General features: G+C 38.4%; 18 protein-coding genes and 1 tRNA gene. 8 read left to right on the top strand and 11 right to left on the bottom strand.

Going from position 1 to position 23,871, the window contains the following annotated elements; translation table 11 throughout:
• Window positions 1–9 precede the first annotated feature (9 nt).
• Window positions 10–534, top strand: coding sequence for a DUF4136 domain-containing protein (locus ACJJVW_RS10290; RefSeq protein WP_405226788.1), 525 nt, complete (start codon window positions 10–12; stop codon window positions 532–534).
• Window positions 535–580: 46 nt separating this feature from the next.
• Window positions 581–1,543 carry a tetratricopeptide repeat protein gene (locus tag ACJJVW_RS10295; RefSeq protein WP_405251717.1) on the top strand — a complete coding sequence of 321 codons (963 nt, stop codon included), beginning with the start codon at window positions 581–583 and terminating at the stop codon, window positions 1,541–1,543.
• Here the strand turns inward: ACJJVW_RS10295 and ACJJVW_RS10300 are convergent.
• The 7 genes from ACJJVW_RS10300 to ACJJVW_RS10330 all read right to left on the bottom strand — a co-directional run bounded on the left by ACJJVW_RS10300 (window position 1,540) and on the right by ACJJVW_RS10330 (window position 15,633).
• Complete coding sequence (locus ACJJVW_RS10300) at window positions 1,540–2,277, bottom strand: M15 family metallopeptidase (protein ID WP_405251719.1); 738 nt, start codon at window positions 2,275–2,277, stop codon at window positions 1,540–1,542. The two genes, ACJJVW_RS10295 and ACJJVW_RS10300, sit on opposite strands and share 4 nt — an antisense overlap.
• Window positions 2,274–3,239 carry a GNAT family N-acetyltransferase gene (locus tag ACJJVW_RS10305; RefSeq protein ID WP_405251721.1) on the bottom strand — a complete coding sequence of 322 codons (966 nt, stop codon included), beginning with the start codon at window positions 3,237–3,239 and terminating at the stop codon, window positions 2,274–2,276. The genes ACJJVW_RS10300 and ACJJVW_RS10305 overlap by 4 nt, the downstream gene beginning before the upstream one ends.
• Window positions 3,239–3,520 (bottom strand): GNAT family N-acetyltransferase, encoded by a 282-nt coding sequence (locus tag ACJJVW_RS10310; RefSeq protein ID WP_298326970.1) that lies wholly within the window; start codon window positions 3,518–3,520, stop codon window positions 3,239–3,241. Before ACJJVW_RS10310 ends, ACJJVW_RS10305 begins: the two co-directional genes overlap by 1 nt.
• 67 nt (window positions 3,521–3,587) lie before the next feature.
• Window positions 3,588–4,736, bottom strand: a complete 1,149-nt coding sequence (locus ACJJVW_RS10315; RefSeq protein ID WP_405251723.1) for a gliding motility-associated C-terminal domain-containing protein — start codon at window positions 4,734–4,736, stop codon at window positions 3,588–3,590.
• Window positions 4,737–4,740: 4 nt separating this feature from the next.
• Entirely contained in the window at window positions 4,741–5,394 is a 654-nt protein-coding gene (locus tag ACJJVW_RS10320) for a hypothetical protein (protein ID WP_298326796.1), read from the bottom strand.
• A 3-nt stretch (window positions 5,395–5,397) separates the two neighbouring features.
• A complete protein-coding gene (locus tag ACJJVW_RS10325) occupies window positions 5,398–7,668 on the bottom strand; it encodes a hypothetical protein (RefSeq protein ID WP_405251725.1) in 2,271 nt (756 codons plus the stop codon).
• 9 nt (window positions 7,669–7,677) lie between these two features.
• Window positions 7,678–15,633 (bottom strand): beta strand repeat-containing protein, encoded by a 7,956-nt coding sequence (locus ACJJVW_RS10330; RefSeq protein ID WP_405251727.1) that lies wholly within the window; start codon window positions 15,631–15,633, stop codon window positions 7,678–7,680.
• 335 nt (window positions 15,634–15,968) lie between these two features.
• Between ACJJVW_RS10330 and ACJJVW_RS10335 the strand changes: the two genes are divergently transcribed.
• Window positions 15,969–16,044: transfer RNA gene (locus ACJJVW_RS10335), tRNA-Gly, on the top strand.
• 130 nt (window positions 16,045–16,174) lie between these two features.
• Here the strand turns inward: ACJJVW_RS10335 and pepE are convergent.
• Window positions 16,175–16,879: a dipeptidase PepE gene (gene pepE / locus ACJJVW_RS10340; RefSeq protein WP_405251729.1), complete on the bottom strand. Its 705-nt coding sequence runs from the start codon at window positions 16,877–16,879 to the stop codon at window positions 16,175–16,177.
• A gap of 125 nt (window positions 16,880–17,004) precedes the next feature.
• Between pepE and ACJJVW_RS10345 the strand changes: the two genes are divergently transcribed.
• The 5 genes from ACJJVW_RS10345 to ACJJVW_RS10365 all read left to right on the top strand — a co-directional run bounded on the left by ACJJVW_RS10345 (window position 17,005) and on the right by ACJJVW_RS10365 (window position 22,305).
• A complete protein-coding gene (locus tag ACJJVW_RS10345) occupies window positions 17,005–17,808 on the top strand; it encodes a hypothetical protein (protein WP_405251731.1) in 804 nt (267 codons plus the stop codon).
• Window positions 17,808–18,605: a carboxypeptidase-like regulatory domain-containing protein gene (locus ACJJVW_RS10350; protein ID WP_405251733.1), complete on the top strand. Its 798-nt coding sequence runs from the start codon at window positions 17,808–17,810 to the stop codon at window positions 18,603–18,605. Before ACJJVW_RS10345 ends, ACJJVW_RS10350 begins: the two co-directional genes overlap by 1 nt.
• The gene (locus ACJJVW_RS10355) at window positions 18,598–19,371 is read left to right on the top strand and encodes a hypothetical protein (protein ID WP_298326773.1); all 774 of its coding nucleotides are present in this window, start codon (window positions 18,598–18,600) and stop codon (window positions 19,369–19,371) included. The genes ACJJVW_RS10350 and ACJJVW_RS10355 overlap by 8 nt, the downstream gene beginning before the upstream one ends.
• A gap of 70 nt (window positions 19,372–19,441) precedes the next feature.
• Window positions 19,442–19,942: a DUF6702 family protein gene (locus ACJJVW_RS10360; RefSeq protein WP_405251735.1), complete on the top strand. Its 501-nt coding sequence runs from the start codon at window positions 19,442–19,444 to the stop codon at window positions 19,940–19,942.
• Between the two features lie 59 nt (window positions 19,943–20,001).
• On the top strand, window positions 20,002–22,305 hold the full coding sequence (locus ACJJVW_RS10365; RefSeq protein WP_405226747.1) for a M1 family metallopeptidase: 2,304 nt from the start codon (window positions 20,002–20,004) through the stop codon (window positions 22,303–22,305).
• 100 nt (window positions 22,306–22,405) lie between these two features.
• Here the strand turns inward: ACJJVW_RS10365 and ACJJVW_RS10370 are convergent, their stop codons facing one another.
• The 3 genes from ACJJVW_RS10370 to ACJJVW_RS10380 form a co-directional block, all read right to left on the bottom strand.
• The gene (locus ACJJVW_RS10370; protein WP_379952976.1) at window positions 22,406–22,675 is read right to left on the bottom strand and encodes a hypothetical protein; all 270 of its coding nucleotides are present in this window, start codon (window positions 22,673–22,675) and stop codon (window positions 22,406–22,408) included.
• Window positions 22,676–22,945: 270 nt separating this feature from the next.
• Entirely contained in the window at window positions 22,946–23,251 is a 306-nt protein-coding gene (locus ACJJVW_RS10375; protein ID WP_379952977.1) for an immunity 53 family protein, read from the bottom strand.
• An 8-nt stretch (window positions 23,252–23,259) separates the two neighbouring features.
• The gene (locus ACJJVW_RS10380) at window positions 23,260–23,793 is read right to left on the bottom strand and encodes an NUDIX hydrolase (protein WP_405251738.1); all 534 of its coding nucleotides are present in this window, start codon (window positions 23,791–23,793) and stop codon (window positions 23,260–23,262) included.
• Between the last annotated feature and the right edge of the window lie 78 nt (window positions 23,794–23,871).

The following is a 23,871-nucleotide window of genomic DNA, read 5'->3' on the forward strand; positions in this document are numbered from 1 at the left end:
ACAAAGGATATGCGGATTTTTTTATGTCTTATCGCCTCATTAATGCTCACTAGCTGCGGGACGATGTATGTAGATTATGATTACGATACTAAGAAAGATATTGCTGGTTATAAAAATTACGATTACGACTTCTCTGAGCCATCAGGCTTATCAGAGTTTGACGAGCGTAGATTCTTAAAATATACAGATAGTATATTGCAATCTCGAGGTTTTGTAAAAACGCAGGAAAATGATATTTTCATCAAAATAAAAGCAGACGAATTTGAGACTAACTCTAGAAACACCATAGGCGTAGGTCTTGGTGGAGGTGGGGGTAATGTGGGAGTTGGCGTAAGTGGTGGGATTCCTATAGGAGGAGCCGAAAGGCACTTACAGCTTGTCTTTACCATTTATGAAGCTCAAAATGCGCAAGCTACCTTATGGGAGGCGACGAGTGAGAGCGATGTAAAGGTAAAAGCGTCTCCTGAAAAAAAGGAAGCTCATTTTAAGAAGCTGGCCGAAAAAATTTTAAGTAAATATCCACCTCAGAAGTAAATCAGTTTTGGCATCATATTGGTATATATTTGATAAAAATTTGAAAATGATAAAATGGATTCTCTTATTGTGTTTTCCTGTTTTTGTGGTAGCACAAAATGATACCGCTTTCGCGAAAGCGGAAACTCTTTTTAAGAAAGAAAAGTATCAACAAGCAAAACCATTTTTCAAAACATACTTATCTACGCATCCCACTCATGCAAAAACTATCGAATACTTAGGCGACATCGAAGGCTACGCCGAAAATTGGAATGATGCAATATCATATTATGAGCAGCTTGTAGAGCAATATCCTAACAGCGCAAACTATCATTATAAATATGGTGGTGTGATGGGTATGAAAGCGCTAGCAGTAAATAAGCTGAGAGCGGCGACGATGATAGGCGATATCAAGGAAGCTTTTGAAACTGCAGCTACATTAGACCCAAAACATATAGAAGCCAGATGGGCGCTTATTGAGTTTTATATTCAGTTACCAAGTATCATAGGTGGAAGTGAAGATAAAGCCATGAAATATGCAGATCAGCTTGCAAGCATATCACCAGTAGATGGGTATCTAGCTCATGGATATATTGCAGAGTATAATGATCGCCCTAATGACGCAGAGGTAAATTACAGAAAGGCAGTTCAAGTAGGTGGTTCTGTAACTTGTTACCAGAAATTACAAGAACATTACGAAAAAAACAATAAGCCGGAAGAGGCACTAGCTACGGTAAAGGCTGCTCAAACTAAGCATGAAGAAGATAATAGATTGCATTATCAGTTTGGAAAAATCGCTGGTCAATACGGTATAGGCCTAGATCAAGGAATATCTTGTTTACATAAATATATTGATAATTATACAGCCAAAGACGGAGTGCCAAAAGACTGGGCTTATTTGCGTCTAGCGCAGATTTATAAGCATAAAGGAGATAAAAGTAAGGCAGAGCAATGGATAGGTAAAGCCTTAGCCAGCCGTTCTGACTTTAAAGAAGCGCTACTAGAACGCAAAGAAATCCAGTTGCTTTAAGAGCGTAAGGCTGGATTAATATCCTTTACATTATCTCGAAGATAGCGATCTATAAATGCCTCTGTAAAATCCTCACTTCCTAATAATTTAGCTGATTCTAATTTGCTTTTGATATCAAGTTCTTGATACTTGTTGAGGTAATCTAGTGATAAGCTTTTAAAGCTGTAATGCCAAGGCTCGTAGTTAAAACCCTTACGATTTTGGTCATCTGTGTAGACTAAGTAAAATCCGTAAGTATTTGCATTATTATCCATCCATTCTTTAAACTTGCAGAAGGGCCCATTACCATGAAATTTAGATGGTACGAGTAGTCCTCCAGATACTTTTGGAGTGCCGTCTACAATATCTATATCTGTACCCCAGTGATGTCTTGAAGTTCCAGGGATGGTGGAGTATTCAATTATTTTTTCAATTGCCGCAGTAGGGTTGAGTCCGCTTTCGCGAAAGCGTTTGTATTTGCGTTCCCAGATTCTATTTTGGTGGTTATAGTCTCTATAACTAGATACTACTTGGAATTTGATTCCTTCCAGAAGCGCTGCACTTTTCATCTCTTCATAAGCAACTGCAGCTTCCGGTCGAAGTCTGTATGCTGAGGTCTTAGTAAGAAGCGGAGCACCTTTGCCAAGTAATTCATCTTCAGAAATACCTTGAAAAAATGACGTCGTTGCGTGAAGTGGGAGGGAAGCAGCAACGGCTCCTAGCAATGTTAATTTTGAAAATGTGCGTCTGTTCATATTAAGTCTTTTTTCATTCTAACATGTGGGCCTACTTGCGGAATATCAAATTCTTCTCCTATCATTGTATAACCTAGGTTTTTATAAAAGTCTAGTGCCACCGTACGAGCGTTAAACCATAAGATGTTGCGTTTTCTTTCCTTTAAGATTTCTTCACCCTTATTAAGTATTTGTGCGGCTATTCCTTTATTGCGATATTCTGGTAATACAGCCATTCCTCGTAAACGTGTTTGGACGCCTGTAAATTCCTCGTAAGTATCTCCCATAAAACTGGCTACACCAACAATTTTGTTATGGTGGTACATACCTAGGTGAAAAGTAGTAGCTTTTTCATCTGCCTCCATATATACATCTTCAAGGGGTCTTCCAGCTCGTAAAACAGGATGTCTTACTGGCCACGTATCTTGAGCGTCAATTTCCCGAAGTGAGTAATCTTCATTATCTAGACGATACAAGATTGAAGGATTATTGTCGTAATTAATCTTTTCTATTTCATTCATACTACACTTCTCTAAAACCTTGCGAGATTGTAGATTATCAACATGTGCGTGAGCAATTATAAATGGTAATTGTAGATTTAAAAAAGCGTAAGCTATACAACCTCTGGTACTTTCTGTAGCATATCCTTGTTTCCAGTATTGCTTATAAAACCGAAACCCTATATCTACTGCTCCTTTATCTTTATGTAGTTTAAGCCCACACCATCCTAAAAATGCGTTATCTTCTTTTCTAATGACAGCATATCTCGCCAAAGATTCTTTTGATGAATCTTTGGTTGTTTTAATAGTGCGCAACCCAATATATTCACTTATGAAATCCTGAGCTTCTTTTAGATTTTTGAACGCGCTATCTCCGGTGTATTTAATAACATCTGGATTGTTATTCATTTCATAAAGATGCCTAGCATCTTCATAGATAAATGCTCTTAAATATAAACGTTCTGTTTCCAGAATGGTAGTCATTACGCTAGAACGTCTTTAAATTCTGGGTTACGATCAAATTGAACCTCTGCAAAAGGACATAGCGGATTAATCTTAAGATTATTTTCTCTTGCAAATGCTACAGCGTGAGCCATAAGCTTTGAAGCAAAGCCTTGACCTTCCTGTGGGATTTTAGTCTCTGTGTGGTCTATGGTGATGATAGAGTTATCATCTTTAGAATAGGTTAATTCTGATATAATACCATTTTCACCTTTTATATAAAAGACACCTCTGTCTTCTCTTTCTTTATGCTGTATGGTCATCACTTTTTTATTTAAAAATATAAATAAAGAGTAAAGCAGCCTAACAAAGTTCGTTTTTGGGAAATATTTAGCGATTTATGTAAAATGCACCTGCTAGATCCTTTTGATCTTTAAGTTTGAGCACATAAAAGTAAGTTCCTACTGGCAGTTTGTCGTCTTGAGACACAGTCACCCTTCCCTGTGAGGTTCCATCAAAAGAGTTGTCGTAGTTTTTCATCGAGAAAACTTCTACACCCCATCTGTTAAAAATGAATAGTTCATTATCTGGACTGGTAGCTAATCCTTCTATGACAAAAGTTTCATTGATGCCATCACCATTAGGGGAGAAGAAGGTATAAACATTTATGGAGCTGCCTCCTCTCAAAACAGACCCGAGCGTAAGCGCAGAAAAACCATTTGGTTCAAAGATGTCAGATGTAATCTGACCATTAGTTTCATTTCCTGTAATCTGTGTATTTCCTAAGTCAACCCACCTATTTAGAACTTCAGAGTAACCCACGACTCTCAGAGACTCTATGCCATCTGCAAGTACCGGTACTTGTGTTTCTTCATCCCAAGTAAGTCTAGCTTGTACTGGCAGTGTGCCATTTAAATCCCAATATTCATTAGGGTCAATAATAGATAATGTGTTTTGAAAAGAATCCCTGTCAAAAGATCCAGAAAGAGTACTTGGAGTATTAGGATCTTCAAAGAAATATGCTGCCTGATACAAGTCACCAGCAGGATCTAGAGGAACTACTGTGAGTTGGCGTATTTTAAAATCATCACCTATAGGGAAGTCAAACTCTAGATTACCTTGATTTGTTACATAACCGTCCACATGGTTGTCATCACTTTCTCCTAAGTAAATTGCATCATTAGTAAAATCAAGATTAATTCCTAAGTCTTCTCGTGGGGTTGTGATTCTCCCGTTTATAAAATCTAAAAAGTTTGTAACACCCACAGACACCTCAAAGTTGAGGTCTTCTGGAACATCTACCTCCATATTGAAGAAAATAGGCTTGTTGTTACCTAAAATAAATAGTTCTTCGTCTTGATTGTAAAAACCTGCTAGACCTAAATTATTATCAAAGTCTCCGTCATTCACAAGATCACCATGAAAGCCTATTGATCCACTTTGATGAATCTGAACATTGCCAAAATTATGTGCGGTCTCTTGCGCTTTCGCGAAAGCGAAACCACAACAAGCCATGATTATTATTAATATATTTTTCATTGTATTACAATTTCGTTATTGACGCGTTTGTGAATACTGCATTGAGGCTAGATCCTCCAGCATTAATCACATATTGAAAATTTATACGATCTCCCGCATTGAGTGCGTATGAGATAGTCCCAGAAGCTCCCCAATAATCTCTGCTGGGTAAGGTTACAAAACCTCTTGATAAATACCCTATGAGAGTTCCATTGCGTCGTGCTGCCAAAATATATTTAGTATTACCCGCAGGCATATTACTGCTTGACAATGAAGCAGATAATGTGTAAAGACCATCTTGAGCAACTTCAATCTCTCCAGTACCTATTACAGTAAATAAACCTCCTTCGTTTGCTTGTATGTGAGATGCATTAATAGGCATGTCAAAGTAAGTGTTATTAGCAGTGGAAAGTATTCCAGACCCTCCATTTCTATTGAGGATTATACTTCCTCTAGATGGTGTACTCATTGCTTGCCATGTAGTGCCATCATAAATTTTTGCAACCTTTTGGTCACTGTCATAAGCCATAACACCGGCTTCAGCGCCAGTCGTATTGTTTATTTCTGCTGTTGTGCCATCATTCAATTTCAATAGCAACTGGGGATTTAATGTTTGCGCTTTCGCGAAAGCAAAAAATAAAAAAAAGCAAGCTGTAATATATAGGGATATTTGTTTCATACTTTATTTATATGCCGTAAAAATGACTAGTAATGCTTCGTTGTTAACATCTCCTGGTTGTATATCGACCAGAGCATTTGCGCTGTTTACTGTAATTACACCATCTGTATAATTTACATTTAGTGTAAAGCCATCAGTTGTAAACGCTCCAAATGCGGCTTCTATTTTACCAAGGCTACTTCCATTCTGGTCACCATAGCGTATACCAATGCAATTGCTGCTACTCGCATAGCGAGAAATATCGTTTATAGAGTTACCGTGACCTCCAGAATACATAGCTTGTTGTACTAAAGAGCCATTTATATTGCGAGCAAAACCATTCATCGTTCCATAAGCATTGTCAATACCTCTATCATTGTTACCTACGCCATTATCTGTATCTATATTGAGACTTTCAATATTTGCATTTGCAACAAAAGTTACTTGTGATGGCTCAAATGGAATTCCAGTTACCGTTACTGTTCCTTCTGCTGAGATAATGAACGTTCCTGTATAAACAGTCGGTCCTAAATAAGCACCACCATTAGTGCCTACTTGAATTTGATTGTTTGTATCATCACTTACCACTTGAGCCGTAAAAGGAACACCATCCTCGTCTGTGTATGTGATTTCTCCTGTTGCTGCTGGATTTACAGCAGTAGTAGTATCATCTTGCTCAAATGTAGTCACAGTTTCTAAGTTCTGTACAAGTGCAGTGAGATCTAATTGTGTGGTTGCACCATCCTCGGCTATGTAGTCTATATTAGCATTATCAGCATTGAGAGCGATACTTGTAAGTGTTTCGGCACTCATTATATCTATAGTTACTGGTGCTCCGTCATTATTATCAAATGTGAATGTTCCATCCACATTTTCGGTTAGGGTTGCTTTGTTTACTATATCTAAAGTTCCATCTGGATTAGAAAGGCTAAAAGAGCCATCACCATTATCTATAAGAGCTACGGTGTCTATATAGGCCTTGTTTGCGGCGTCACCACTATTTACTGGAGTAGCAATATTGAGAACACTGTTATTGCTCATGTTTAGATCACCTACCATTGTATCGCCTTGAACCTCTACATAACGGGGGTCATAAAGTACTGCATTAAATGGGTTTGTTAATATCCACGTGGTAGAGTCATTATCATAAACATAAGTTTTTCCTACTTCGCTTGCTGGTGTAGCTGAGTTGTTTACAATATAAATATCTCCCTCTACTGCGCCTGATGGCACCTCATTTGCCGAAATTAAAGCGGGGTCTACCGTGTCTCCAGTATAAACGCTGCCTATTGTAACAGCTACATTTCCAGATGCATCTGGGCTACTTCCGTTGACGGTAGCTACACGAGTACCATAGACCCAATCAGTGCCATTCCAATAAATTTCATCATTAGTTGTCGTTCCATTTGATAACATTGGTAATGTAATCTTATCAGTAAGGTCGACTAGGTTACTAGGAGTCGCTGGAGTTGTAAGTGATAATTCTGTACCCGTTAATTGGATATCTTGTAATTCATTTTCTACATCTGCATCTGCATCTTGGATATTGATATCTACACTACCTCCATCTTCTAGAGCTACATTAACCAATTCTAAAGGTGTTGTTACTGTTGAAGAAATAGCTTGATTATCTGTGCTAACGCTAGAAATGTCTATTGTTTGGTTTCCAGCCGAGTCGGTAATTGTCAATTCTGTACCATTAAAAGCAATACCAGTATTAGTCTCATTTAAAGGGTTTGCATCGGCATCCTCTATATTGATAGTTGTGTTTGTTCCATCAGATATTTGAATTTCAACTTCTTGGTTGGGTGTTACTACATCATTTGATAGATTTTGAAATTCATTTAAAGGATCAGCATCTGCATCCTGAATGTTAATTGTAGCGTTTGTGCCATCTGTGATATTAACACGTGCCTCTTCATTAGGTATGGTGACTGTTGTGCTCAAATCTTGAAATTCATTTGTAGCATCAGCATCAGCATCATTAATACTAAAAGAAGTTACAGTACTATTTTCTGAGGTATATGTGAAGCCATTATTACCATCGTCAATAAGTGTCGTTATTGTTTCGTCGGCTTGTGTTAGGATGGCTAGAAACCCAGTTGGGGTATATTCAAATATTCGATTTATATCTGTGTTGTAAACGAGCATACCTATTTCTAGATCAGCTATGTTAAAAGCATCAATTTCTGCTTGAGATGCCTTTTGGATGTTTACTAATAGGGCAGGGTCTGTGGTTTGCGCTTTCGCGAAAGCGTAACTACATAATAGAATAATAAATAAAAACTTTTTCATTGTGTTGTTTTAAAATCCAGGGATGGTAATTACAGTAAACATAAATTCTGAGTCAAAATCTGCTCTATCAGTTCCGCCATTATCATTGTCTCCAATATTAACAGTAAATCCATCAGCAGTTTGATTGTAATAGCTTGAATCTGGGTCGTCATTACCAGCACCGTTTCGATCTAGAACCGTTAATTGAATCACATAATTAGCACTTGGCAGCGGTGATGCGAATGTTATTCTATAATCCCCATTTGTATTTCCTCCACTAGTGTTATTTGTAGTAACCTTAACTGCTGTAGCGTTAAAAATAGCGCCTCCCCCAGCTGGGGCAACTTTACCTGTAGCGTATATAGTTGGTGCAACAGCTAAATATGCACCGCCGTCTGTTCCCACCGAAAGTGCGTTATCTGCATCTGCGCTTACAACCTGAGCCGTAAAAGGATTACCAGCTTCATCTGTATAAGTGATTTCTCCAGTTGCTGTAGCATCTGTAATAGTAGGAGTGTCGTTTTGTACAAAAGTGGTTACTGTTTCATTTATAGCAAAAGGATCTCCTTCTTCATTATTGTAAGTTCCAATCAGGTTTGTACTTGCAGCAGCATTTAAGTCTGTTACATCTGTTGCTGTTTCTTCTGCAGATACATCAACAAATAATGCTCCGTCAGTTCCAGCAGTAATGTTGTTATCTGCGTCTGCTGATATTAGGTTCACATTATCATTAGTTGCATCTTCATTTGCATAGGTAAGTTCACCGGCTGCGATAGCTATTGCTGTTACTGTTTCATTGATAGTAAAAGGATCTCCTTCTTCGTTATTGTAAGTTCCAATCAGGTTTGTACTTGCAGCAGCATTTATGTCTGTTACATCCGTTACTGTTTCTTCTGCAGATACATCAACAAATAGTGCTCCGTCAGTTCCTGCAGTAATGTTGTTATCTGCATCTGCTGAGATTAGGTTCACATTTGCATTAGTTGCATCTTCATTTGCGTAGGTAAGTTCACCTGCTGCGATAGCTATTGCTGTTACAGTTTCATTGATAGCAAAAGGATCTCCTTCTTCGTTATTGTAAGTTCCAATCAGGTTTGTACTTGCAGCAGCATTTAAGTCTGTAACATCTGTTACTGTTTCTTCTGCAGATACATCTACAAATAATGCTCCGTCAGTTCCTGCAGTAATGTTGTTATCTGCATCTGCTGAGATTAGGTTCACATTTGCGTTGGTAGCATCTTCATTTGCGTATGTAAGTTCCCCTGCTGCGATAGCTATTGCTGTTACTGTTTCATTGATATCTACTGGAGTTGCTGCTGGATCTTCATTAGTGTATGTTGCGATAGTATTTCCTGTTGCTGCTGTTGCTGTAACAGTAGTTACTGTTTCATTGATAGCAAAAGGATCACCTTCTTCATTGTTGTAAGTTCCAATCAGGTTTGTACTTGCAGCAGCATTTAAGTCTGTTACATCTGTTACTGTTTCTTCTGCAGATACATCAACAAATAATGCTCCATCAGTTCCTGCAGTAATGTTGTTATCTGCATCTGCTGAGATTAAGTTCACATTAGCATTGGTAGCATCTTCATTTGCGTAGGTAAGTTCCCCGGCTGCGATAGCTATTGCTGTTACTGTTTCATTTATAGCAAAAGGATCACCTTCTTCATTGTTGTAAGTTCCAATCAGGTTTGTGCTTGCAGCAGCATTTAAGTCTGTTACATCCGTTACTGTTTCTTCTGCAGATACATCTACAAATAATGCTCCGTCAGTTCCTGCAGTAATATTGTTATCTGGGTCTGCTGATATTAGGTTCACATTTGCATTAGTTGCATCTTCATTTGCATAGGTAAGTTCCCCGGCTGCGATAGCTATTGCTGTTACTGTCTCATTGATAGTAAAAGGATCTCCTTCTTCGTTATTGTAAGTTCCAATCAGGTTTGTACTTGCAGCAGCATTTATGTCTGTAACATCCGTTACTGTTTCTTCTGCAGATACATCAACAAATAGTGCTCCGTCAGTTCCTGCAGTAATGTTGTTATCTGCATCTGCTGAGATTAGGTTCACATTTGCATTGGTAGCATCTTCATTTGCGTATGTAAGTTCCCCTGCTGCGATAGCTATTGCTGTTACTGTTTCATTGATAGCAAAAGGATCACCTTCTTCATTGTTATATGTTCCAATAAGGTTTGTACTTGCAGCAGCATTTATGTCTGTTACATCCGTTACTGTTTCTTCTGCAGATACATCAACAAATAGTGCTCCGTCAGTTCCAGCAGTAATGTTGTTATCTGCATCTGCTGAGATTAAGTTCACATTAGCATTGGTAGCATCTTCATTTGCGTATGTAAGTTCCCCGGCTGCGATAGCTATTGCTGTTACTGTTTCATTGATATCTACTGGAGTTGCTGCTGGATCTTCATTAGTGTAGGTAGCAATGGTATTCCCTGTTGCTGCTGTTGCTGTAACAGTAGTTACAGTTTCATTGATAGCGAAAGGATCTCCTTCTTCGTTATTGTAAGTTCCAATCAGGTTTGTACTTGCAGCAGCATTTAAGTCTGTAACATCTGTTACTGTTTCCTCTGCAGATACATCTACAAATAGTGCTCCGTCAGTTCCTGCAGTGACGTTGTTATCAGCATCTGCTGAGATTAGGTTCACATTTGCATTAGTTGCATCTTCATTTGCGTAGGTAAGTTCACCGGCTGCGATAGCTATTGCTGTTACTGTTTCATTGATAGCAAAAGGGTCTCCTTCTTCATTATTGTAAGTTCCAATGAGGTTCGTACTTGCAGCAGCGTTTAAGTCTGTTACATCTGTTACTGTTTCCTCTGCAGATACATCAACAAATAGTGCTCCGTCAGTTCCTGCAGTAATATTGTTATCTGCGTCTGCTGATATTAGGTTCACATTTGCATTAGTTGCATCTTCATTTGCATAGGTAAGTTCCCCGGCTGCGATAGCTATTGCTGTTACTGTTTCATTGATATCTACTGGAGTTGCTGCTGGATCTTCATTAGTGTATGTAGCAATGGTATTTCCTGTTGTTGCTGTTGCTGTAACAGTAGTGACTGTTTCATTTATAGCAAAAGGATCTCCCTCTTCATTGTTGTAGGTTCCAATCAAGTTTGTACTTGCAGCAGCATTTAAGTCTGTTACATCCGTTACTGTTTCTTCTGCAGATACATCAACAAATAGTGCTCCGTCAGATCCTGCAGTGACGTTGTTGTCAGCATCTGCCGAGATTAGGTTCACATTTGCGTTGGTAGCATCTTCATTTGCGTAGGTAAGTTCACCTGCTGCGATAGCTATTGCTGTTACAGTTTCATTGATAGCAAAAGGATCTCCTTCTTCATTGTTGTAAGTTCCAATCAGGTTTGTACTTGCAGCAGCATTTAAGTCTGTAACATCTGTTACTGTTTCTTCTGCAGATACATCTACAAATAATGCTCCGTCAGTTCCTGCAGTTATATTGTTATCTGCGTCTGCTGATATTAGGTTCACATTTGCATTAGTTGCATCTTCATTTGCATAGGTAAGTTCACCTGCTGCGATAGCTATTGCTGTTACTGTTTCATTGATAGCAAAAGGATCTCCCTCTTCATTGTTGTAGGTTCCAATAAGGTTTGTGCTTGCAGCAGCATTTAAGTCTGTTACATCCGTTACTGTTTCTTCTGCAGATACATCTACAAATAATGCTCCGTCAGTTCCTGCAGTAATATTGTTATCTGCATCTGCTGAGATTAGGTTCACATTTGCGTTGGTAGCATCTTCATTTGCGTATGTAAGTTCCCCTGCTGCGATAGCTATTGCTGTTACTGTTTCATTGATAGCAAAAGGATCACCTTCTTCATTGTTATATGTTCCAATCAGGTTTGTACTTGCAGCAGCATTTATGTCTGTTACATCCGTTACTGTTTCTTCTGCAGATACATCAACAAATAGTGCTCCGTCAGTTCCAGCAGTAATGTTGTTATCTGCATCTGCTGAGATTAGATTCACATTATCATTAGTTGCATCTTCGTTTGCGTAGGTAAGTTCTCCTGCTGCGATTGCTAATTCAGTTACTGTTTCATTGATATCTACTGGAGTTGCTGCTGGATCTTCATTAGTGTATGTTGCGATAGTATTTCCTGTTAGTGCTGTTGCAGTTACAGTAGTTACTGTTTCATTGATAGTAAAAGGATCTCCTTCTTCGTTATTGTAAGTTCCAATCAGGTTTGTGCTTGCAGCAGCATTTAAGTCTGTTACATCCGTTACTGTTTCTTCTGCAGATACATCTACAAATAATGCTCCGTCAGTTCCTGCAGTAATATTGTTATCTGCGTCTGCTGATATTAGGTTCACATTTGCATTAGTTGCATCTTCATTTGCATAGGTAAGTTCCCCGGCTGCGATAGCTATTGCTGTTACTGTTTCATTGATATCTACTGGAGTTGCTGCTGGATCTTCATTAGTGTATGTAGCAATGGTATTTCCTGTTGTTGCTGTTGCTGTAACAGTAGTGACTGTTTCATTTATAGCAAAAGGATCTCCCTCTTCATTGTTGTAGGTTCCAATCAGGTTTGTACTTGCAGCAGCATTTAAGTCTGTTACATCCGTTACTGTTTCCTCTGCAGATACATCTACAAATAATGCTCCGTCAGTTCCAGCAGTAATGTTGTTATCTGTATCTGTAGAAATCAGGTTTACGTTTGCATTAGTTGCATCTTCATTTGCATAGGTAAGTTCTCCTGCTGTGATAGCTATTGCTGTTACTGTTTCTTCTATGTTAGTTAGTGTTCCGTCAGCTTCTGTGATCGTCGCAATAATCTTTCCGTCGTTAATATCTGCAACAACTATCCCGTTTGTGTTTATGACGACATCAGAACCATCGTTGTTAGTAAATGTATACGTTCCGTTTCCATTGTCTGTAATATCGGACTTAGCTACAGTTTGTGGATCTCCATTTTCATCTGTATAAGTAATTAAGCCATCCATTGCATCGGCAAATGTTGTTACAGTTTCATTAATATCTGTTGCATTTCCTGCCGCGTCAGTAACCGTTGCAATTGTATTACCTGCTACGGTATTTGTGATATTAAAGCCGTTGGTATCAATTACTGTGGTTATTCCAGTTTCATCGGTATAACCATAAGTTCCATTGCCATTGTCAACTAGCGTTGATACAGAAGTATCTGCGATAGTAGTTGTGGTTCCACTTGCGTCAGTGAAGTCGTATGTTCCGTCACCGTTATCCACGAGCGCTACTGTTCCTGCTGCTGCGTTGATTTCGTCGATTGCATCTTGCACATTTGTTGCTGCTAGTCCTGACGTTGTATTGTCATAAGGATTTGCAGAAGCGTTTGTGTCGATTACTTGCGTAGCTCCGGTTTCATCAGTGTAGGTGTATGTTCCGTCTGCGTTGTCTACGAGTGTTGAGATAGAAGTATCTGCGATGGTAGTTGTGGTTCCACTTGCGTCTGTAAAGTCATAAGTTCCGTCACCGTTATCTACGAGCGCTACTGTTCCTGCTGCTGCGTTGATTTCGTCAATGGCGTCTTGCACGTTTGTTGCTGCTAGTCCAGACGTTGTATTGTCATATGGATTTGCAGAAGCGTTTGTGTCGATTACTTGTGTTGCGCCAGTTTCATCTGTGTACGTATATGTTCCATCTGTGTTGTCAACTAGCGTTGATACAGAAGTATCTGCGATGGTAGTTGTGGTTCCACTTGCGTCAGTGAAGTCGTAAGTTCCGTCACCGTTATCTACTAGGGCAACTGTTACTGCTGCTGCGTTGACTTCATCAATGGCGTCTTGAACATTTGTTGCTGTTAGTCCTGAGGTTGTATTGTCATATGGATTTGCAGAAGCGTTTGTATCAATTACTTGCGTTGCTCCAGTTTCATCAGTGTATGTATATGTTCCATCTGCGTTGTCAACGAGTGTCGAGATAGATGTATCTGCGATAGTCGTTGTAGTTCCGCTTGCATCAGTGAAATCATATGTTCCGTCACCGTTATCTACAAGTGCTACTGTTCCTGCTGCAGCGTTGATTTCATCAATAGCGTCTTGTACGTTTGTAGCTGCTAGCCCTGAAGTTGTATTATCATAAGGATTTGCAGAAGCGTTTGTGTCAATTACTTGTGTTGCTCCTGTTTCATCAGTGTACGTATATGTTCCATCTGCGTTGTCAACTAGTGTTGAGATAGAAGTATCTGCGATGGTAGTTGTGGTTCCGCTTGCGTCAGTGAAGCTGTATGTTCCGTCACCGTTATCTACAAGTGCTACTGTTCCTGCTGCAGCGTTGATTTCGTCAATGGCGTCTTGAACGTTTGTTGCTGCTAGTCCTGACGTTGTATTGTCATATGGATTTGCAGAAGCGTTTGTGTCAATTACTTGTGTTGCTCCTGTTTCATCAGTGTACGTATATGTTCCATCTGCGTTGTCAACTAGTGTTGAGATAGAAGTATCTGCGATGGTAGTTGTGGTTCCGCTTGCGTCAGTGAAGCTGTATGTTCCGTCACCGTTATCTACAAGTGCTACTGTTCCTGCTGCAGCGTTGATTTCGTCAATGGCGTCTTGAACGTTTGTTGCTGCTAGTCCTGACGTTGTATTGTCATATGGATTTGCAGAAGCGTTTGTGTCAATTACTTGTGTTGCTCCTGTTTCATCAGTGTACGTATATGTTCCATCTGCGTTGTCAACTAGTGTTGAGATAGAAGTATCTGCGATGGTAGTTGTGGTTCCGCTTGCGTCAGTGAAGCTGTATGTTCCGTCACCGTTATCTACAAGTGCTACTGTTCCTGCTGCAGCGTTGATTTCGTCAATGGCGTCTTGAACGTTTGTTGCTGCTAGTCCTGACGTTGTATTGTCATATGGATTTGCAGAAGCATTTGTGTCGATTACTTGCGTAGCTCCAGTTTCATCAGTGTACGTATATGTTCCGTCTGCATTGTCAACTAGTGTTGATACAGATGTATCAGCAATCGTAGTTTCATTACCAAATACGTCAGTAAAAGTATATGTCCCATCACCATTGTCTACTAAAGTTACGTTTACAGCACTTAAAGCTCCTGTAATTTCATCTATAGCGTCCTGCACATTTGTTGCTGTTAGTCCAGAAGTTGTATTGTCATAAGGATTTGCAGAGGCGTTTGTGTCGATTATTTGAGTCGCTCCAGTTTCATCAGTGTAAGTGTAAGTTCCATTTCCGTTGTCAACTAATGTCGAAATAGAAGTGTCTGTAATTGTTGTAGTAGTCCCGCTAGCATCTGTAAAGTCGTAAGTTCCATCTCCGTTATCAACGAGTGCAACGGTTCCTACTGCGGCATTGATTTCTTCTATTGCTTCTTGTACGGTATCTGAGGAAAGTCCGGTGCCATTATTTTCAAAAATATTCCCAGATGCAGTAGTGTCAATTATTTGCGTTGCCCCAGTTTCATCTGTATACGTGTATGTTCCGTCTCCATTATCAACTAAAGTAGAAATTGAAGTATCTGCAATGGTAGTTGTGGTTCCGCTTGGGTCTGTAAAATTATAAGTTCCATCACCGTTGTCTACAATTGTAACATTACCTATTGCTGTATTAACTTCATCTATAGCATCTTGTACGTTTGTCCCTACAAGTCCTGAATTTGAGTTGTCATATGGGTTAGAAGAAGCTTGAGTATTGATAATTTGAGAGTTTCCATTGGCATCTGTATAAGTGTATGTGCCATCGTTATTATCAACAATCATTGAAGCTATCTGGCATAAGCTCTGCCAGTTTGATCCTGTGTATTGGAAAAAGCAATTTTCATCAGTATTGAATACTAAACCTCCAGAAAGTGGTGTGATTGCATTCATTTGACTTGTGCTTACTCTAGTGGCAACTAAGACCTTGTTGGTGCTCTCAAGTTCTAGTAGAGAAGAGCCATTAATTGTATTTGGATTGTCACCTATCTTTACCTGACCAAAGGCAGATATCGATAATAATAAAAAGCACGAAAGGATTAGTAATTTTTTCATTTAAGATGTAATTAAATAGGGTAATTTTATTCTAAATCAGTTGTCTTTATAGATGTTTTTAGGTCAACATATTTATGTCAAGAGCATCGGACTACTTCTAAAATAAACTTTTTTTTTATGTTGAATAATTGGTGTTTACAAGCCCTGTTGGCAATCAGTTGGTTGTAGATTAAGTGTTGTTTAGTATCGACGAAAGGCACTTTTTTGAAAAATGTTAGCTAGTAAATATTTTTTGTATTTTTCTTGCAAGTATCTAAAAAAAAACTATTTTTGCCACGCTTTAATATCAAACATGACTTGATGTTAATACCATTTGAAGTTAAACTTCAATAAATGCGGGAGTAGCTCAGTTGGTAGAGCGTCAGCCTTCCAAGCTGAATGTCGCCAGTTCGAACCTGGTCTCCCGCTCCAATAGAAAAGGCTCTACATTAATGTAGAGCCTTTTTTTTATGGATTTAAATCACTACACTATGTATATACGAGATTTAAACGTTTTAGGATCTGTGGGTTAAAAGAAGATGTTTTCGCGAAAGCGTAATTCTTAGAAAGTGAGAAGTGTATTTGTGTCTATCTCGTAGGGAGTTTTGTTTTGTTCAAATACTCTAGCCGAAAGAGTTCCTTCTAAAGTGATTTTTTTTCCTTCTACTCGAATCCAGCTTCCTTCTCTTATACCTATTACGGGTACCGTATTATAAGCGTGGTATTCCTTTATTCTAGTTTCTCTAGTCTCTCCCATGTGCGTAGAGTTTGTGTCTGGATCTAAATAATGCGGATTGATATTAAAAGGAACCATCCCTAGTGTCTTAAAGCTAGGTGGGTAACTTATAGGCATGTCATTTGTAGTTTGCATCGTAAGTCCACAAATATTACTTCCAGCACTAGTCCCTAAGTATGGAGTGCCTTTAAGTAATACTTCTCTGAGTGGTTGCATCACCGCATTTTTATAGAGCTGGTTTACTAAAACAAATGTATTCCCACCACCTGTAAAAATTCCTTGGGCAACCTTTATTGCTTCTGCAGCGTCTTTATAAGTATGAATCCCTATTACCTTTTTATTGATTTTTGAGAATGCTTTCTGAGCAATGGCTGTATAATCGTCATGAGTTATGCCTCCTGGTCGTGCGTATGGGATAAATAATATCTCATCGACACCGGTATATAGTTTTTTAAGGGTAGGGAGTAAATATTCTAGATAAGCACTGCCATGAATAGTGGAGGTGCTTGCTATGATAAGGTTTTTAGACATTGTAAAGCTTTGGGTAAAAATACAAACTAGTGATCATGTGATTGCCAATTAACAAAATTTTAGAGCTGTATTGATTGTTTTTTGGGGTAGTTACAGTTTTCTTTGAAAGGACTAACTGATTGTAAATGAGATTATTTTTGCTGGTAATGTTTATGTGTGGCACCATTTTAAATGGTCAAGAATCTCGTGAAATTACGGGGAAGTTACTTAATATAAAGGATGATGTAGGGCAAGTGACAGTAGCCAATATCACAACAAAAAAAGGAACCATCACTAGTGCTAAGGGGACATTCAATATTGAGGTACGCAAAGGAGATACCCTAATAATTAAAGCACTGCAGTTTAAAACAGAACAACTTACGGTTACTAATAAGATATATGATGGTGGGTTAATTGAAGTGTTTATGACTCCTGATGTGAGCGAACTACAAACGGTTCAATTATCAAATAATGGGCTATCAGGTAATATTAAGAAAGATGCAAAGGAAGTAAAACTTGTAGTTAGACCTAAGGCGCTTGGTGTTAAGAGAAAGCCCATTGCCGTCGAATATCGCAGATTGCATACAGCAACATCGAGACCGCCAGATCAAGTAGGAAGGCAAAATCTTAGGTTAGATGTTTCATTAGATGGAATTATCAATAAGCTTTCTGGAAAGACTAAACGTCTTAAAAGGGCGGTTGAGATTATGGAATATCAAAAAAGGGTTGATCAACTGAGAAACTATTATGCAGATGCTGTTTTTACTAGTTCGCTACAAATAGCAGAAGAATACATTGATGATTTTACATTTTGGGTGCTTAAAGATGACGAGCAGTTAACAGATGTTGATTTAAAAAATAAGCTGAGTACACTTGAATATTTACTATCTAAGCAAAAGGAATATAAGATCTTGCTCCTAGCACAAGGTGCGCAACTTAAAGGGAATTAATGAAAAGACTATTACTACTTATAATATCTACTGTTGCCTTTTCGGGATTAGGTCAAGAAGTAACAACCCTTACCGGTACCGTTCTTAACGATACGATAGGAGTAAGTCAACTCAATATTGTCAATCTTACGCTTAAAAGAGGTGCTACCACAAATGCAAATGGAGTTTTTGAAATTCCTGTAAGAGTGCATGACACAATCAATATTAGTGCTGTGCAATATGAGAGTAGACAGATTGTTGTGACTCCAGTAATATATGGTAGAGGCAAGATTTCCTTTTACTTAGAACCCAAGGTGAATGAACTTGACGAGGTTGTTGTAAGCAATATAACCTTAACTGGTGATTTGTCTAAAGATTTAAATGCTGTTCCTTTGCAAGTTTTTATTGATCCAAGAGACTTAGGTATTCCAGCAAATGCTAGACCTACAATGACTGCCGAAGAACGCAGGTTTTATGGAGCAACAGGAGGTGCAGGCCCACTAGGATCGCTTATAAATGCGATAACTGGTCGCACAAAAATGCTTAAAAAACAGCTCGAAATTTCAAAATTCAGAGCGTTGGTGGAGGGTAATAGGGATAACTTTAATGACAGTATGTACATCAAGTCACTCAATATTCCTGATGAGCTTATTTTAGATTTTGTCTATTATGTTTTTGAAGATGAGCAAGCAGAGGCAATAGCAAACGAAGGTAATACTTTGGGCTTGCTAGACTTTATGCTCACAAAATCTCCCGTATATTTGAAACTAAAAGCCGCCGAAAGCGTCTTACCTAAAAATGATGAGAACAATGAATAAATATCTATTAGTAGCACTATTATTTATGAGTGCGCTTACTGCGGTAAGTCAGGATACGATTATGCTAGAAGGACAGGTTCTTAATGATACTATAGATAAGGCAAATCTTACCATTGTAAACCTCAACATGCGACGCGGTACGATTACCTCCAGTAATGGACAGTTTTCTATAGAAACTCGTCTTAATGATACTATTAATATAAGCGCTGTACAATATGAGCCAAGACAATTTGTTGTAAATGAGACAATGTATAATCGAGGTAAGATTACCTTATATCTTATCCCAAAAATTACAGAGTTAGATCAGGTAAACATAAGCAATACAGACCTCACGGGAGATATTACTAAAGATATAGGGAGTACAACTTATGAGCGCACAATCACACCTACAGACCTAGGTATTCCAGAAAATACCGCGCCACCACGCACGGTAGAAGAACGTCGTTACCATACTGCGATCTCTAGTGGGGGAGGGATACCTATAGATGGACTCATAAACTCCATTACCGGAAGGTTGAAAATGCTTAAGAAGCATATTGAAGTTTCTCGTTTTGAAAAGTTAGTTCAAGAAAGCAGGTACACATTTTCAGATAGTATATATATGAATGAGCTTAATATTGAGAAAGAATATATAGAGGACTTCGTGTATTACACTTTTGAAGATCCAAAAGCTAAGGAACTTGTAGACGCAAATAATGCATTAGGTTTACTCGATTTCATGATAAAAAAATCTGCTGCATATAAAGCCTTGATGAAAAAAGATTAAGCTGTGGCATATTTGTTGACAACGAATAAGTACGCTTTCGCGAAAGCGTAACCCATCCATTAATTCCACTATGAAAAAAATCATTCTACTTCTAGTTGTTGCACCTTTAATTATTGCAGCATCAATACATAAGTACTATCTAAGTGTTACAGATCTCAATTATAATGAGGAGGCACAATCCATACAGATAATCACTCGATTGTTTTATGATGATCTAGAAGCTGTAATTCAAGAACGTTATGACACCGATGTTGTTGTAGATGCGGCATCAGATCAAGAAGAGCTTGATAAGTATCTCGTAAAATACTTTCAAAAAAAGATGCTTATTACTGTAAACGGAGAGCGACGCAAGATGAATTTTGTGGGTAAAAAGTATGAGGACGACTACGTAGTTTGTTATCTAGAAGTGCTTGATGTTACGGCAATAAATACGTTTGAAATTGAGAGCACATTACTTATGGATGTATTTCCAGATCAGAAAAATATGGTTCACACAACTATAGCTGGAAAAAAGAAAAGCTTTCTTCTTACTGCGGCAAATGCTAAAGGCTTGTTAAATTTTACCAAATAAAGCCTTAACCCCTTCATTGTTTGGCTATTTTTAAGCGATAAAACAAATTCAACAAACTTATGATTCGTTACACGTATATGCTGCTCGCGGCATTTTTACTTCTAGGGACAAGCGCTTTTGCTCAAGAAGAACAAACACAAGAGCGTCCTATGGGACACGAAAACACAAACAGGTTTAGACAACTTTACAATGAGATGTCTACTCCTAATGAGTATAGAACTGCTTCTGGTGCGCCTGGTCACGCGTACTACCAGAACACTGCAGACTATAAAATGTCTATTAACCTTAACGATGATACACAGATTATCCAAGGTTCTGAAACTATTACTTACACAAACAACTCACCAGACGATCTTGAGTACTTATGGGTACAACTTGATCAAAATGTGAGAGAAAAAGACTCTCCGGCAAAGGAGAAAAACGGTGAAGGAGTTGGAGCTGTATCTCAGCCAGGTTCTTTTGTTGGTTCTTTCATGAAAAGTGAGCCTTTTGACGGAGGTTTTAAAATCCAAGAAGTAAAAGCAAATGGTCGTGATTTAAAGCACACTATTAACTGGACAATGATGCGTATTGATATGCCACAACCACTTAAGGCTGGAGATACTTATACGTTTTCAATTAAATGGAATTACTTAGTTCCTGAGCACACGGTAGATCGTGCTCGTTCTGGTTATGAAACTTATGCAGATGGTAACAAGGGTTACATTATCGCTCAGTTCTTTCCAAGAATGGCGGTTTATAATGATGTAGAAGGATGGCAGAACTACCAGTTCTGGGGTAATGGAGAATTTGCATTACCATTTGGTAATTACGAAGTAGATATTACAGTTCCTAAAGATCACTTACTTGATGGTACTGGTGAGATTACAAACTTAAAAGACGTTTACAGTAAAGAAGAAATGAAGCGCTGGGAGCAGGCAAAGAAGTCTTACGACAAGCCTGTAATTATCCGTACACAAGCAGAGGCAGAGAAGCTTGCTGCAGGAAATGTAAAAGCAACACAAACATGGAAGCTTAAAGCAGAGAATGTACGTGATTTTGCATTTACATCATCTCGTCGTTATATTATGGATGCACAGGCAGTAAAATTCCCAGAACGTGATGTGATGGCAATTTCTATCTACCCTCCAGAAGGAAACCCATTATGGGAAGAGTATTCTACTAAGGCTATTGTACAAACACTTGATACATACTCAAAATATACATTTAACTATCCTTACCCTAAAGCAATCTCGGTACACGCAAAAGGACAAGGAATGGAGTACCCTATGATTTGCTGGAACTATGGACGTCCTAACGAGGATGGAACATATAGTGACAGAACAAAATTCGGGATGATCTCTGTAATTATACACGAGGTAGGTCATAACTACTTCCCTATGATTGTAAACAGTGATGAGCGCCAGTGGGGATGGATGGATGAAGGTCTAGATACCTTTATGCAATTTCTTACAGAGCAAGAATTTGGACAGAATTTCCCTAATGCAATCAAAGGAAATGACGCATACCCTTCTAGACGTGGAGCGCCATCTAAGATTGTAGGATACATGAAAGGAAATCAAGAATATATAGCACCTATCATGTCTAACCCAGAAAATGCTTTCAACCTTGGTGCAAATGCATATGGTAAGCCAGCAACAGCATTAAACATACTTCGTGAGACAGTAATGGGTCATGAGCTTTTTGATCATGCATTTAAAACGTACGCTCAGAGATGGATGTTTAAACACCCAAGCCCAGAAGATTTCTTCCGTACAATGGAAGATGCATCTGCAGTAGATCTTGACTGGTTCTGGAGAGGATGGTTTTATAGCACAGAAGCTGTAGATATAGGTCTTAAAGAAGTAAAGCAATACTATATTACAGATAATGTAACAGCAGCTGGTAAAGAATTACTTGCTCGTTACGGTGTTACAGATCCTAGCGCTATTGACGCAATCTATGTAGTAGATGAGGATAGCCCAGAGTTTACAGAAGATATGAGAGGTAGAGATATTTTAGAATCTTCATCTACACTTAAGGAGTATCTTATGGATAACTTTACTCCAGAAGAGCGTGCAAAAATCAATACACCTAAGTTCTTATACAAAGTTGTTTTTGAAAAGCCAGGAGGAATCCCAATGCCTATTATCGTAGAGTATGAGTATGCAGATGGTTCTAAGAAAAAAGTAACGTATCCAGCTCAAGTATGGAGAAAGAATGATGCAGAAGTAAGTAAAGCAATCGCATCAGATAAGGAGATCGTAAAGATTACCGTAGATCCAGATCTTGAAACAGCAGATATTGATACTGACAACAACAGCTGGCCAAAAGCTAAAAAGCTAGGTGAGTTTGATAAGTTCAAAAATCAAAATAAAGGATAATACTAGTTTCGCTTTCGCGAAAAAGTGAAAAACTGCTTCTCCATCGAGAAGCAGTTTTTTTTTACTATTATTTTATTAATGGGAAATAATGAAATTTGGATTACTTAAAACCAAGCGTATCACTTGCCGAAATTAATTGCTCTAACGCATTAATTTTGTTTTGTAATTTTTTAAGGAACATATGCTGCTCACGCTCACCTGCAGTATTTATAAATTTACTCTGTTGTAATTGCTCGGTAATGTAAGCATGTGCTTGATTACAAGTTTGACCGTCATAAGTTTGAAAATAACTTAGAAATGTAAAGGGAACGTAAAAGGCCTTTTTATAAGGAGTATTTATTAATACCGTACATAGCATATCTAGAATCAAATAATCTATCGTTATATAACTAATAGAATCACTGTATACTACGCTGCAAATTAGTTAATCACGTTTCAATTCAATAAGTATGATGTTTACATCAAGAAGCGATTTAGTATACATCTGTTGTAGTTGTTCTACATATTTCTGAGCAGTTTCAATAGTTCCAGATATTGTTGCTTTTCCACGCTTTCGCGAAAGCGTGCCTATTAAAAGTTAATATAGAGAAGGAAAATATGTAGTTGTTATTGAAGAGTAAAATCAATTTTTAAAAAGATCTTATGCATCCATTCCTTCAATTTTCTCTACAGTTTCTCTAAAGAGACCTAGTAAGAATTTCAATTTTCCAGCATCACCTGAAGCGCTGAATCTTTGGTTCTCAATTTTCACACCGTACCAATCATCTTTACTGTTTTCATTGAGAATCCATGGGATGGTGATCATAGCTAAAGAGGTGTTTGAGACGTCAATCTCTAGCTCCCATCCAGGGTTATCTAATGTTGTGATCTGGATAACTTCTCCTTGTTCCCAGTCGCCATCACAATTTCCTTTGAACCAATCTTGTATCCAGTCTATTATCTCCATGTTGTTTTTTATAAGTGGTTATTGTTGTTGAGCTGTGCGGCGATAAGGGTGAGTAAATAGGTTTCTCTCACGATAGACATTCCCTGTTTGCCACTAGTTGCTATCGTATGTTGGTTGTGAGCAATCGCCTCTTCAATGTCTATCCAAACAGCCTTCATTCCATTGCCTTTCTCGTAATCTTCCAGGCTTGAATCTCCTAGCGTTTCATTAATCTCACAAGTGTAGCAATATGAAATCATGTGCTGCACATCATAATCTGCTTTGTACCAAGGTCTATATTCTTCATAAATCCCGAAGGGTTTTATGTTTTGTATTCCCGTTGCACCAGTTTCTTCGTTGAGTTCTCTCATCATCCCAACAATCATATCTTCTCCTTCATCAAGACCTCCACCGGGGAGACTGTAATCCTCATATCGCTCAGTATACATGAGTAAGATGCGGTTACCTTGTGTGGTAATACTTCTCGTGCTCAACCGCTGTAAAATTTTTTTATTATCTAGCGTGGTGATATCAGGGTGAAAGTGAGTTTTTAAATGTCGCACAAAATGTAATTCAATGAACTTGCAAAAATAAGAACTGAATCCTACGCAAAGCGGCTTTTATGAAGTAAAATGACTTAG

The organism is Dokdonia sp. Asnod3-C12 (assembly GCF_045063975.1).
Taxonomy (GTDB): Bacteria; Bacteroidota; Bacteroidia; order Flavobacteriales; family Flavobacteriaceae; genus Dokdonia.